10 protein-coding genes and 1 riboswitch are annotated in these 12,206 nt (G+C 64.3%); of the genes, 1 reads left to right on the forward strand and 9 read right to left on the reverse strand.

Annotated features, from left to right (window positions below; genetic code table 11):
* Position 1 precedes the first annotated feature (1 nt).
* The 4 genes from LW136_RS11265 to LW136_RS11280 form a co-directional block, all read right to left on the reverse strand.
* The gene (locus LW136_RS11265; RefSeq protein ID WP_234175221.1) at positions 2-886 is read right to left on the reverse strand and encodes an ABC transporter ATP-binding protein; all 885 of its coding nucleotides are present in this window, start codon (positions 884-886) and stop codon (positions 2-4) included.
* Positions 883-1,698, reverse strand: coding sequence for an ABC transporter permease (locus tag LW136_RS11270; protein WP_046619411.1), 816 nt, complete (start codon positions 1,696-1,698; stop codon positions 883-885). Before LW136_RS11270 ends, LW136_RS11265 begins: the two co-directional genes overlap by 4 nt.
* Positions 1,699-1,868: 170 nt before the next feature.
* Positions 1,869-1,968: riboswitch (guanidine-I (ykkC/yxkD leader) on the reverse strand.
* A 210-nt stretch (positions 1,969-2,178) separates the two neighbouring features.
* Positions 2,179-3,648: a methyl-accepting chemotaxis protein gene (locus tag LW136_RS11275; RefSeq protein ID WP_102831697.1), complete on the reverse strand. Its 1,470-nt coding sequence runs from the start codon at positions 3,646-3,648 to the stop codon at positions 2,179-2,181.
* A 109-nt stretch (positions 3,649-3,757) separates the two neighbouring features.
* Entirely contained in the window at positions 3,758-4,564 is an 807-nt protein-coding gene (locus tag LW136_RS11280) for a TatD family hydrolase (RefSeq protein ID WP_102831698.1), read from the reverse strand.
* Between the two features lie 169 nt (positions 4,565-4,733).
* Here LW136_RS11280 and LW136_RS11285 point away from each other — a divergent pair, with 169 nt between their 5' ends.
* Positions 4,734-6,149 carry an MltF family protein gene (locus tag LW136_RS11285; RefSeq protein WP_234172941.1) on the forward strand — a complete coding sequence of 472 codons (1,416 nt, stop codon included), beginning with the start codon at positions 4,734-4,736 and terminating at the stop codon, positions 6,147-6,149.
* A gap of 6 nt (positions 6,150-6,155) precedes the next feature.
* Here the strand turns inward: LW136_RS11285 and LW136_RS11290 are convergent, their stop codons facing one another.
* From LW136_RS11290 to LW136_RS11310, 5 genes are all read right to left on the reverse strand, one after another.
* A complete protein-coding gene (locus LW136_RS11290; RefSeq protein ID WP_234172942.1) occupies positions 6,156-7,169 on the reverse strand; it encodes a lipase secretion chaperone in 1,014 nt (337 codons plus the stop codon).
* A 62-nt stretch (positions 7,170-7,231) separates the two neighbouring features.
* Positions 7,232-8,167, reverse strand: a complete 936-nt coding sequence (locus LW136_RS11295; RefSeq protein WP_044314780.1) for a triacylglycerol lipase — start codon at positions 8,165-8,167, stop codon at positions 7,232-7,234.
* A gap of 311 nt (positions 8,168-8,478) precedes the next feature.
* On the reverse strand, positions 8,479-8,976 hold the full coding sequence (greB, locus tag LW136_RS11300) for a transcription elongation factor GreB (RefSeq protein ID WP_102831701.1): 498 nt from the start codon (positions 8,974-8,976) through the stop codon (positions 8,479-8,481).
* A gap of 40 nt (positions 8,977-9,016) precedes the next feature.
* Positions 9,017-11,521, reverse strand: a complete 2,505-nt coding sequence (locus tag LW136_RS11305; RefSeq protein ID WP_234172943.1) for an ABC transporter permease — start codon at positions 11,519-11,521, stop codon at positions 9,017-9,019.
* Positions 11,518-12,204, reverse strand: a complete 687-nt coding sequence (locus tag LW136_RS11310) for an ABC transporter ATP-binding protein (protein WP_003300121.1) — start codon at positions 12,202-12,204, stop codon at positions 11,518-11,520. The genes LW136_RS11305 and LW136_RS11310 overlap by 4 nt, the downstream gene beginning before the upstream one ends.
* Between the last annotated feature and the right edge of the window lie 2 nt (positions 12,205-12,206).

The raw sequence follows: 12,206 nt of genomic DNA on the forward strand, positions 1-12,206 counted from the left end.
GTCAGGCTCCTTGATAGGCAGTTCGGAATTTCTCGCTGAGGGCGACCGGAACGCCAGCGGACGCGCCGGGCGCGTGGCGGCCCTCGTGCAAGGGAATGTCGTAGGTCACCCGCGCGCCATAGGCACCCGGGGCGTGGGGATCGATGCGGGGCTTGTCGAAGACCAGGATGCGGCTGCCGAGGGTGAAGCCTTCCGACAGGTCGTGGGTGACCATGAACACCGTCAGCCGGGTTTCCCGCCACAGCTCCAGCAGCAGCTCATGCATGTCCTTGCGGATGCCCGGGTCGAGTGCGCCGAAGGGCTCGTCGAGCAGCAGCACGCGGGGCTTCATGATCAGCGCCTGGGCGATGGCCAGGCGCTGCTGCATGCCGCCGGACAACTGCGCCGGGTACTTGTCCAGCGCATGGCCGAGGCCGACCTTGTGCAGCATCTGCGCGGCCTGCTCGCGGGCATCGCGCTTGCGGTGACCAAGCAGACGGCCCAGTAGCGGGGCGCGCGGCAGTTCCAGGCCGAGGGCGACGTTGTCCAGTACGGTCAGGTGCGGAAATACCGAGTAGCGCTGAAAGACCACGCCGCGGCTGGCATCCGGTTCGTTTGCCAGCGGCTGGCCATCGAGCAGGATCTCGCCGCGGCTGGGCGCTTCCTGGCCGAGCAGCAGCCGCAAAAAGGTGGATTTGCCGCAACCGGAGGCACCGACCAGGGTGCAGAACTCGCCTTCGGCGATGTTCAGGTTTAGGCGCTCCAGCACGACCTGATCGCCGTACTGCTGCCAGACGTTCTTCACCTGAATGAAGGAGCCGGGGTCGCCGCCTGCGCGAATCCCTTGTTGCGTTGTGCATTGGCTCGACTGTGCGGCAACGGGTGCCTTGGCGTTGTTCTCGCTCATGCCTTGGCTCCTTCATACCAGGGGAACAGCAGCTGGGTCAGGCGCCGCAGCAGGTAGTCCATGGCCCAGGCCAGTAGGGTGATCCAGGCGACATAGGGCAGGATCACGTCCATCGCCATGTAGCGACGCACGAGAAAGATGCGGTAGCCCAGGCCATCGGTGGAGGCGATGGCCTCGGCGGCGATGAGGAACAGCCAGGCCGAACCGAGCACCAGGCGCAGGCTGATCAGCAGGCGCGGCATCAGCTGCGGCAGGACCAGGCGCAGGATCAGGGTCCAGGTGTTGGCGCCCAAGGTTTGCGCCTTGATCAGCAGCTCGCGGGGAATTTCTCGTGCTCGGTGTTCAAGGTCGCGAGCCAGGATCGGCGTGATACCGATGACGATCAGCATCACTTTGGACAGTTCGCCCAGGCCGAAGACGATGAACAGGATCGGCAGGATCGCCAGCGGTGGCACCATCGACAGCACCGTGAGCAATGGCGAGAGCGGCGCGCTGAACAGCGGCAGAGTGCCGGCAACGATACCCAGGCACAGGCCGGCCACTGCCGCGATGGCAAGACCGGTGCCGAGGCGCTTGAGGCTGGAGGCGGTGTCCTGCCAGAACAGATAGTCGCCGGAGCGTTTGTCGGGGGTGAAAGCGAGGCGTTCGACGGCTGCGCTCATCTGGCCGAAGCTGGGCAGCAACTTGTCGTTGGGGTTCAGTTCCAGGCGCTGGGCCGAGCTGGTCAGGTACAGCGCCAGCAGCATGGCGAAGGGCAGAATCGCCAGTGCCAACCAGCCGCTACGTCCGGGAGTGCGGTTGATCAGACGCATGGGCAGATACCCCGTGCAACGGCCGCGGCAACAGGTGGAATACTGTGAAGTTCGGGTGCGGCAGACGCCCTGGCGCAAGGCAGAGCGGAGAACGGCAAAGCCGTTTCGAGCGGGCACATGGCAAACCCTCCAGTGTTGGGAATAGCGCAGGAGCTGCGTGCAATCACGCTGTCTCCCGGGCTTTTATCCCGCCGTGTAACCTCGCTGGAGGTCGCCAACTCTCGGACCAGCCACTCGCGTCAACGAGTCGGAACCCTAGTCAGCTATTTCAAATTGTCTTCGCAGGTGCAGCAGCTTTTCTTCGCAAAGGATGCAAAGCAAGAGGGATGCCAATGCACAAAAATCGCGCGGTGCAGGCGTCGTGGGGAAGAGCGGCGCTAGGGGAGTGCCCTGTTTTGGGGCTGCGCTCGAGGCGGTGCATGCTTTTCGAGCGCGGAGGACGTTGCACGAGCGCAACGCCGCATTGGCAGGAAGCTAGAGCTAGAGCTTGAGCTGGCCGATGGCACGGCTCAGATCGGTGGATAGCGCGGCCAGCTCGGCACTGGTGCTGGCCGAGCTTACGGTCTGCTCCACGGTGCGTTCCGTGACGTCGCGGATGCCGGTAACCGAGCGGTTGAGCTCTTCGGCGACCTGGCTCTGCTGCTCGGCGGCAACGGCGATCTGCGTATTGCTTTCGCGCATCTGTGCTACCGCGTCGGCGATGGCTTCAAGTGCCTGCGCTGCTTCATGGGCCTCGCGCACGCAATCGTCGGCTTTCAGTGAACTCTCCTGCATGAACTCCACGGCGTCGCGAGTCATCGCCTGCAGGCCGGAGATCATCTGGGTGATTTCGTCGGTGGAACTTTGCACACGCTTGGCCAGGTTGCGGACTTCATCGGCGACCACGGCGAAACCGCGGCCCTGTTCACCGGCCCGGGCTGCTTCGATTGCGGCGTTGAGCGCCAGCAGGTTGGTCTGTTCGGCGATGCTGTGGATCACGTTGACGACGCCGTTGATCTTCTGGCTATCCGCGGCGAGCTGCTCGATCATCTCGCCGGTCTGCTGCACGCCCTGAGAGAGGCTGGAGATGGACTTCTCCACACGGCCGACGACCCGGTGGCCATCGCCCGCAAGGCGGTCGGCGTTCTGTGATTGATCGCGAGTTTCGCGTGCATGCTCGGCGATCTGGTGCACCGTGGCGCTCATTTCGTTGATGGCCGTGGCTGCCTGGTCGGTTTCACCCTGCTGACCGCGCATGCCCTTGTGCACGTCGTTCATGCTCGTGGCGAGCCGGCTCGCGCCCTCGTCGAGACGCGCAGCAGTCTGGGCGACGGTGCTGACCACGCGTTGATAGCCGCCCTGCATGGCGTTGAATGCGCTGGCCATCTGGCCGACTTCGTCACGGCTGTCCAGCGGAACCCGTGCCTGCAGGTCGCCACTGTGCTCCACGTGCAGCATGACGTCCTTGAGCGTGTTGAGGTGGCTGAGCAGAAAGCGGATAAGCAGTTGCGAAGCGCCGAGCAGGCCGAGCATCAGCACCGCGACCGCCACGGCGTAGCTGAAAAAGTGCTGGCTCAGTACCTGAACAGCGCTGGGCGCGCGGGCCAGTACAGCCAGCTTCTGACCATTCGTCGCGGAGATCAGGTGGGCGCCGACCACGGGATTGCTGGAGAACAGTCGGTCGTGGGCGAGGGTGGTCCAGCCGCTTTCGGCGATAGCCTGACCCTCGACCGCGGCGCGCTGATCTGCCTGGAACGCGATCAGGTCCGCACCCTGCGGCAGCGCAGCATCGGCCGGCCAACTCGCCAGCAGTGATGCACGCGCCTGCGCTGCAGCGACGGCGTCGGCGCTACGGGCGCTTTGCTCCAGTTGTACGGCGTAAAGCACCAGCAGCAACGCGATGACGAAGGTCACCATGTTCAGTGCCCAGAACTTGTACTTGAGCGACAGATCGCGAATCCAAACGGCCATGACTGCTCTTCTTCTATAGGAGGTTGCGCGCGCGTAGCGGAACGCTTGCTTGCACTGCGGCTTAACATTTAACGGCCGCCTGAGGCAGAGCTTGAGAAATTTCTGTGACTCAGTCGAGGTCCGGCAGGCCGAAGAACGCGCGCGCGCAGCGTGTGGTGTGAGCCGCCAGCGACGCTTCGCTCTCGCCGCGATGGAGCGCGACTTCGCGCAGCACTTCCAGCAGATAGGCCGGTTCGTTCTGGCCGCTCTTCGGTTTCGGGCGCAGGGTGCGTGGCAGCAGGTAAGGTGCGTCGCTCTCGAGCATCAGACGACCTGTAGGGATGTCCTTCACCAGGGGATGCAGATGGGTACCGCGGCGTTCGTCGCATATCCAGCCGGTGATGCCGACATGTAGGTCCAGGTCGAGATAGCCGTACAGTGCCTGTTTTTCACCGGTGAAACAGTGCACCACCGCCGCAGGGAGGTGGTCCCGAAACGGTCGCAGAATCGCCAGCAACCGGTCGCTGGCGTCGCGTTCGTGCAGAAAGACCGGCAACTGCAGTTCGACGGCGAGTTGCAACTGTTCCTCCAGCGCGCGCTCCTGTAGCGGTCGCGGTGAAAAATCGCGATTGAAGTCCAGGCCGCATTCGCCGACTGCGCGCACTTCGGGCTCGGCGAAAAGGCCGCGCAACTGGCTGGCGCTGTCAGTCGTCCAGTGGCTCGCATCATGCGGATGCACACCCGCGGTACTGAACAGGTGCAGGCGGGACTCGTCCAGTTGGCGACAGAGCTTGAGAGCAGCTTCGCTTTCTTCGAGGCTGGTGCCGGTAAGCACCATCTGCACGACGCCGGCCGCTCTGGCGCGCTCGACGACCGCAGGTGCGCTGGAGGCGAATGTCGGGTGGCTCAGATTGACGCCGATGTCGATAAGCTGCATGAATACCTCGAACTTAAAAACTAACTAAATCAATAATATAGGAGTTATAGCTAAACCAGTTTGGAGAGTAAACTGGCGGAATAAGCCAACCTGTGAGAACCTTTGCCACTTTTTGCGGGCAGGGAGCACCGCACCAGCGTTCTCTGCGTCTTCACACCGGTGCATCCCGATGCCACGATTGCTGCCACTCATGTTCTGCCTGCTGCTGGCCCTGATGCCAACGATGGCGACTGCGCGCGTGGCGGGTCCCGAGGCGTGGCAAGCGAACGACAAGGTACGTGATCTCGCCGAAATTCGCCGTAGTGGCGTACTGCGCGTGCTGGTCAATCAGAGCCGGAACAGCTCCGGTGAGGTGAAAGGCGAAGCGATTGGCGTCGAGTACGCGCGGCTGCGGGCCTTCGAGCAGTACCTGAATCGCAATGCTGCATCCGCGCGGCCGATTACCCTGAAGATCATCCCCAAAGCCAAGGATCAGTTGCTTGGCGCGCTGCAGCGCGGCGAGGGGGATCTGGTAGCGCCCGGCGAATTACTGCCGCTGGCGGGCATGAAAGGCATCAGCCGCAGCCGGCCGGTAGTCAGCGACGTGTCATTGGTGCTGGTCGGCCGCCAGGGCGGCCCACGCTATCAGCGTCTGGACCAGCTATCCGGGCGCAGCCTTGCGTTGCCACCTGGCAGCGCCGCAGGGCCGGCGCTCGCGCGGCTGAACAAGCAACTGATGGAGCGCAAGCTGGCGCCGATCGTTGCCGAGTGGGTCGACCCCACGTTGGCCGTCGAGGATGTGCTGGAGATGGTGCAGGCCGGCGTCTATCCGGCGACGGTGGTCGAGCAGACCATCGCCGAGCGCTGGGCCAAGGTCATGCCGAAACTGCGCATCGAGCAGCACCTGAGCCTGGGCGACAAGGCCAGCATGCACTGGTTCGTGCGGAACGACGCCAGTATGTTGCGCGCCAGTGCTGATCGCTTTCTCAAGGATTTCGACCTGCCAGACAACCAGGATGCCGCCTTCGAGCGCGTCTACCGGCGTCTGTACAAGGTCCAGTACCCGCTCGACCGAGTGGGCCGCCAGCGTCTGGAAAAGATTCGTCCGACCCTGCAGCGCTATGCCGAACAGATCGAGCTGGACTGGCTGAACCTCGCCGCCCTGGCGTTCAAGGAGTCCACCCTGAACCCCGCGGCGCGGGGCGCCGGCGGTGCCACGGGGTTGATGCAGGTGACGCCGGCCACGGCTCGTGCGATGGGTGTCAGCAACATCCACCAGTTGGACAACAACGTGCAGGCCAGTGCGAAGTATCTGGCGAACATCCGTCGCAACTTTTTCGCCAGCCCGCGACTGAACGAGCGTGAGCGCATGGCGTTCATTCTCGCCGCCTACAACCTCGGCCCGCAGCGCGTGCAGAGTATGCGCGCCGAAGCCCGTCGGCGCGGTCTGAACCCGGATCAGTGGTTCTTCCAGGTCGAGCGTATCGCCATGGAAACTGTTGGCATGGGCGTAGTGGCATACGTCAACAGCGTCAACAAGTACTACTTGGCCTACCAGCGCGAGCGCTATCTGCTCGAGGCCGACCGCAAGACCGCGGCCAACTGACCGCTCTCAGCGCTCCGCCACTTCCTGCTGCTGAAAGGCAGCGACAAGCCGCAAGCGTTCGCCCTCGTCAAACTGTTCGGCCTCCAGTTGCTCGATAGCGCTGCGACGCTCGACATCGTCCAGGCCGCGAGTGGCTTCGATACGCTGACGTTCCTGCCGATAGGCAGCAACCCGTTGCTGCCACTGCGCGCGCTGTCGATCCAGCGCTTCGAGTCGGGCGGCAGCCTCGCTGCCCACCAATTGCTGGCGCAGCTGGCGGATCTGCTGCGCATTGGCGCCCTGGGCCTGCAAGGCGACAGTTTGCTCTCGCAGCTCGCTTTGCAGCTGCGGCACGAGCAGCTCTTGCAGGTCGCCGGGCAATCCGGCGCGCAGCTGGTCGATGGCGCGGCCCTTGGCTTCGCTGTCCAGTGCTGAATCGGCTTGAATGGCCAGGCGCTCCAGGCTGAAGCGATCATAGGCCTCGTCCAGGGCGAAGAACGCCTGGTGAACAGCCGGCTCCAGCGCGCGTGCGCGCAACGCCTGCACGGCACTCAAGCGCTGGCGTAGCGCTGAAATGTCAGTGGTTCTCGAATAAATCGCTTCCAGATCAAGCAGTTGTCGCTTGTAGTTGAGATATTGGATGAGCACTGCTGATGCCTGGCTCTGGGCCGGCTCCGGCAGCTCGGCGACGATGTATCGGCGCAAGCGTTCGATACTGTTCTTCAACGGCTCCTCTCCGGCTGCGGCGAGAAAGTAATCGAACAGATGTCGAAGTTCGGCGGCGATTAGCAGGTTGCCGGCTTCATCCAGAAGGAACTGACCATCGACCTGGGTGCCCTTGAACGACGTCGGCAACTGCGGCGTGCCTTGCGGTGCCGGTCGGGCTTTCAGCGGCTGCCAGGGTGGTGTAGGGGCAGCCGTGGCGGGCGAGGTGGCCGATGGTGACTCGGCCACTGCAGTCGGGCCGGGTGTCGATCGGCTCTGCATGATGGTCAGGCTTAGCGCCACGGCCAGCACCAGAAGAATTATGTATTTGCTCATGGGGTGCTCGGTGATAGCGGCCGGGATCGACGATCCCGGCCTGGTTCACGAAGAGTCGCGCGTCAAAGGCCCGCGTTCTTCAGGCGGTTCGCGTGTTGGCGATAGACACTGACCGGATCGGTCTCGAACAGGCTGGTCAGCCCCATGAACTGATTGACCTCGTCCAGGTGGTTCATCCGGTAGTTATCGCGGATCACCATGCCCAGGTGCGAGCTGCAGCGCCCGACCAGTCCATCGTTGGGCCCGCTGAATGCCAGGGCTCCGGCACCCATCATGGCGTCGCTGATATCCAGTGGGTTGGTCAGCGGGCTGGTGCCACTCCAGGAGTAATAGCGCACGCCATTGACCTTGTAGGCGCCCTCGCCGCAAGCGGTGGTGGGAATGCCTTGCGGGAATTTGGCGTTGAAGCGGGCGGCGCCTTCGCTGTTGAGCGACTCCAGCGAGCCGAGAGAGTCCTGCGGGGCCGTGCTTGAGCTGCCGGAAACGAAATTGATGAAGCTGCCCATGGCGTTCACCAGTCCGGCGATGATCGCCTCGCCAGAGGAGCCCTCGGGGATCTTGCGGATCAGATCGGCGACGTCCGAACCCTTGTGAGGTGCGCCCACGCTGGTTACCGAGGCGATCAGGTCCGGCCGGACACCGGCTACATAGCGCACGGTCGGGCCGCCGTGGCTGTGGCCGACCAGGTTGACCTTTGGCTTACCGCTGATGGCGACGATTTCCTCCACCTGCGCAAGCAGTTCCTCACCGCGCAATTCGGACGTATTGAGCTGACTGACTTCGGTGACGTAGACCTGCGCACCGTCGCGGCGCAGCGCGCTGGGGATGCCGTACCAGTAATCGATGCCCAGCAGACTGTCGAAGCCGAGCATGCCGTGGGCGAGCACGATCGGGTACTTCGTAGCGGTGTAGCCGCTGCCAGTAGCAGCATGAGCCTGACCGGCAAGCGCCATGGCGCTACCGAGACAGAGAGCGAGCAAGGTTTTGTTCTTGTTCATGGACGTACTCTTCGAATGTGAATCGGGCTGTGGGCAGTCCATTGCCGTTCACCGCGCATGGCGCGTACTGCGCGCTGAAGAGCGCAGCATTCGTGCCATAAGTGCCGAGCGGGGGCGCGTCCGCTCTAGTCGGGCAATTACGACGGGAGGTGATATTGCGGTGATATCTGTGCGGCGTGCGGCCATTGTTACCGAGCGAAACGGCGCCTGGGTAAGAAAGTGATGATATTGCTTTTTAGCCGCCAATCGCTTTGAGAAGCCCGCATAATCACCGAAGATGATGACCGTAACGTCCGATATTGACCTGCCGGTCACTGATACTCGACAGCGACCACGTACCAGAGCTTCATCCCGGTCGGGGTTTGCACCTGGACTTCGGCATCCAGGCTTTTGCCCACCAACGCCCGCGCCAGGGGCGAATCGATGCTGATCAGGCCCTGGCGCAGGTCCAGTTCGTCAGGACCGACGATTCGGTAGCGCGCTTCCTCACCATCCTGGTCCTCCAGGGTCACCCAGGCGCCGAAATACACCTTGTTCAGGTCGCTGGGCCGGTCGCCTACGACCTTGAGCTTTTCCAGACGCTTGGTCAGGAACCGCACGCGACTGTCGATCTCTCGCAGCATCTTCTTGCCGTAGGTGTATTCCGCGTTCTCCGAACGATCACCCTGCGCCGCCGCTTCGCTCACCGATTGGGTCACCTGCGGGCGCTTGACGTGCCAGAGTTCGTGCAGCTCGGCACGCAGCCGAGCTTCGCCTTCTGGGGTGATCAGGGGCGTGCCGGCCGGGCGCGGTGGGCGATAGCGACTCATGGATTTGCGTCCTCGCTGAAAAGTCGCCGATTGTAGCGCTTCAACTCTCGCGCAGTACGGTCAGCGGGCTCGCATTCAGCGCGCGTCGAGTACCGATCAGACCGGCGCCACCGACCAGCAAAGCACCTATCAACGGCAGTACCAGCAGCCATGGGTGCGGCTGCCAGCGCAGATCGAATGCGTAGTGATAGAGCAGCGCGCTGACCAGCTCGCAGCCGAGTGCGGCGAGCAGGCCGCTGGCGGCGCCCAACAGGCCGAACTCGGCTCGACGCGCACGAAGCAGCAAGCCTCGCTCTGCACCGAGCGCCCTGAGCAACGCGCCCTGACGAATGCGCTCGTCCAGCGTCGCTTGCAGCCCGGCGAACAGAACCGCCAGTCCGGCGGCCAGGACGAACAGCAGTACGTATTCCACCGCCAGTGATACCTGCGCAAGGATGCTGCGCAATTGAGCCAGCAGCGCCTCGACCTGCAGCAGGGTGACCGAAGGAAACGCGCGGGCCAGCTCCACCAGTTCGCGTTCCTTGCCAGGCGGCAGGTGGAAGCTGGTCATGTAGGTGGCCGGCATGCCCTGGAGAGTGTCCGGTTCGAAGATCATGTAGAAGTTGGGCTGGAAGCTGTCCCAGTTGACCTCGCGCAGGCTGGTGACGCTGGCCTCGCGGGTCAGCCCGCCGATGGTGAAGGACAGTCGATCACCGACCTTCAATTGCAGGCTTTGCGCAAGTTCCGCCTCGACGGATACCCCGGGAATGTCCGCGTCGCCGTGATCGCCCCACCAGTTGCCCGCGACGATGTGATTGTCCTTCGGTAGTTCGGCGGCCCAGGTCAGGCTCAGGTCGCGGCGGATCGCGCGCTCACCCTGGGATTCCTTGCTGACCAGCTGGCGCACCGGCTCGCCGTTGATCGCGATCAGGCGTCCTGGCACGACCGGATACAGCGGCGCGGCATGGTCCGAGATGGCCGCGATGCGCTCGGCAAAGGCATCCTTTTCCGCCGGCAGTACGTTGAGTACGAAATGATTCGGTGCGTTGTCCGGCAGCTGGTCCTGCCAGGTATCGAGCAGCTCACCTCGCAGCAGCGCGATAAGCGCCATGGCCAGCAGGATCAGGCCGAAGGCAAGGGCCTGTCCGGCGGCAGCCAATGGATGGCGCAGCAACTGGCCGAGGCCCAGGCGCCAGCTCAGCGACGCACCGGCAAGCAGGCGGCGCATGGCCTTGAGCCCCATAAGAAGCAGGCCGCCAAGCAGCAGCGTAGCGAGCAAGCCGCCGCCGAGCAGTGCCAGCGTGATCTTCAGATCCAGGCTCAGCCGCCACATGATCAGCCCGAGGGCGAAAATCGCGGTCCCATAGACCAGCCACGCGCTAGGTGGTACCGGCAGCATGTCGCGGCGTAGCACGCGCAGCGGAGGCACGCGCCCCAGCCCCGCCAGCGGCGGTAGGGCAAAGCCTGCCAGGGCCACCAGCCCGGTTGCGATGCCTGCCGCGGCCGGCCAGATGCCGCCAGGTGGTATTTCCTGGGCGAGCAGATCGCGCAGCAAAAAGAACAGTCCGTGCTGCGCGGCCCAGCCGAGCAGCGCACCGGCGATGCTCGCCAGCAGGCCGAGCATGCCCAGTTGCAGGGCGTAGAGCAGAAGGGCGTCGTAACGCGACAGGCCCAGGCAGCGCAACAGTGCACTGGCATCGAAGCGCCGCGCAGCGAAGCGGGCGGCGGAGAGCGCGACCGCCACCCCGGCCAGCAGGATGGCGGCAAGGCTGGCCAGATTCAGATAGCGTTCGGCGCGACCAAGGGCACCGCCGATCTGGCGATTGCTGTCGTTGGCCGTTTCGATGCGTTGGTGCGCCTGCAGATCGCTTTGCAGTGATTGCTGATAGGCCGCCAATGCCGCGCTTTCACCTCGCCACAGCTCGCGATAACGGACGCGGCTGCCGGGTTGCACGACACCGGTCGCGGCCAGGTCGTCCAGGTGCATCAGCACCCGAGGCGTCAGGCTGTAGAAGTCGCCAACCCGGTCCGGCTCGTAGGTCAGCACGCGGGTCAGGCGCAGCGGCTTGTTGCCGACCTCGATGCTGTCGCCTATCTCCAGGTCAAGTGCTGCAAACAGCCGCGCCTCGGCCCAGGCTTCGCCGGGTGCAGGAGCGCCGCCGGGCTGCTCGGTTTGATAGGGCTGCGCAGCGCTGCGCAGGGTGCCCCGCAACGGATAACCGTTGCTGGCGGCCTTGACGCTGGCAAGCTGCAGATCCTCATCGGTCGCGATGACGCTGGAGAACTCGACGACCTGGGCATGCGCGAGGGCTTGCGCCGTGCCCGCTTCGATCTGCGCTGGCGCTGCCGGCGCGCTGCCGCTCAACACCAGGTCAGCACCGAGGAATTCGCTGGCGCGTAGCAGCATGGCGCCGTTCAGGCGTGCGCCGAAATAACCGATCGCGGTGCTGGCGGCCACGGCGATGACCAGCGCGAAGAACAGCACGCGCAACTCACCGGCGCGAGCGTCACGCAATAACTGCCGGTAGGCCAGGGTGAACAGGCGGGCCTTGGGCATGCGCATCATTCAGCCGCCTCGGCAGCGATCTGCCGACCGCCCTCGAGGCGAATCATGCGATGGCAACGTTTGGCCAGGCGCTCGTCATGGGTCACCAGCACGAGCGTGGTGCCACGCTCGCGATTGAGTTCGAAAAGCAGCTCGGTGATGTGCGCGCCTGTATGCGTGTCGAGGTTGCCGGTGGGCTCATCGGCAAACAGTACGTCGGGCTCGGCGGCGAAGGCGCGGGCCAGCGCAACCCGCTGTTGCTCGCCCCCCGAAAGCTGGCGCGGATAGTGGTGCAGGCGCTCGCCGAGGCCGACGCGGCCGAGCAGTTCGGTGGCGCGCTCGCGGGCATCGCGACGGCCATCCAGCTCAAGGGGCAGCATGACGTTCTCCAGCGCGTTCAGGCTGTCCAGCAACTGGAACGACTGGAAGACAAAGCCGACGTGTTCGGCGCGTACGCGTGCGCGCTGATCCTCATCGAGCGCGGCCAGCGCGTGGCCCGCGAGGTGCACTTCCCCAGAGCTCGGCAGATCCAGCCCGGCGAGCAGGCCGAGCAGGGTCGACTTTCCCGAGCCGGAGGTGCCGACGATGGCGAGGCTGTCGCCCTTGGCCAGCTGCAGCGAGAGGTCGGCCAGGATGCTCAGCTCGCCTTCCGCGCTGGGTACCACTTTGTTAAGGTTCCGGGCGTCGAGAATGTTGCCGCTCATGA

This window comes from Stutzerimonas kunmingensis, from assembly GCF_021432085.1.
Lineage (GTDB): Bacteria > Pseudomonadota > Gammaproteobacteria > Pseudomonadales > Pseudomonadaceae > Stutzerimonas.

Excerpts from the sequence above, each read along its gene's own strand:
- LW136_RS11305 (WP_234172943.1), bottom strand. The coding sequence starts at position 11,521 with ATGATGCGCATGCCCAAGGCCCGCCTGTTCACCCTGGCCTACCGGCAG.
- LW136_RS11270 (WP_046619411.1), bottom strand. The coding sequence starts at position 1,698 with ATGCGTCTGATCAACCGCACTCCCGGACGTAGCGGCTGGTTGGCACTG.
- LW136_RS11290 (WP_234172942.1), bottom strand. The coding sequence starts at position 7,169 with ATGAGCAAATACATAATTCTTCTGGTGCTGGCCGTGGCGCTAAGCCTG.
- LW136_RS11275 (WP_102831697.1), bottom strand. The coding sequence starts at position 3,648 with ATGGCCGTTTGGATTCGCGATCTGTCGCTCAAGTACAAGTTCTGGGCA.
- greB (WP_102831701.1), bottom strand. The coding sequence starts at position 8,976 with ATGAGTCGCTATCGCCCACCGCGCCCGGCCGGCACGCCCCTGATCACC.
- LW136_RS11310 (WP_003300121.1), bottom strand. The coding sequence starts at position 12,204 with ATGAGCGGCAACATTCTCGACGCCCGGAACCTTAACAAAGTGGTACCC.
- LW136_RS11280 (WP_102831698.1), bottom strand. The coding sequence starts at position 4,564 with ATGCAGCTTATCGACATCGGCGTCAATCTGAGCCACCCGACATTCGCC.
- LW136_RS11295 (WP_044314780.1), bottom strand. The coding sequence starts at position 8,167 with ATGAACAAGAACAAAACCTTGCTCGCTCTCTGTCTCGGTAGCGCCATG.
- LW136_RS11265 (WP_234175221.1), bottom strand. The coding sequence starts at position 886 with ATGAGCGAGAACAACGCCAAGGCACCCGTTGCCGCACAGTCGAGCCAA.
- LW136_RS11285 (WP_234172941.1), top strand. The coding sequence starts at position 4,734 with ATGCCACGATTGCTGCCACTCATGTTCTGCCTGCTGCTGGCCCTGATG.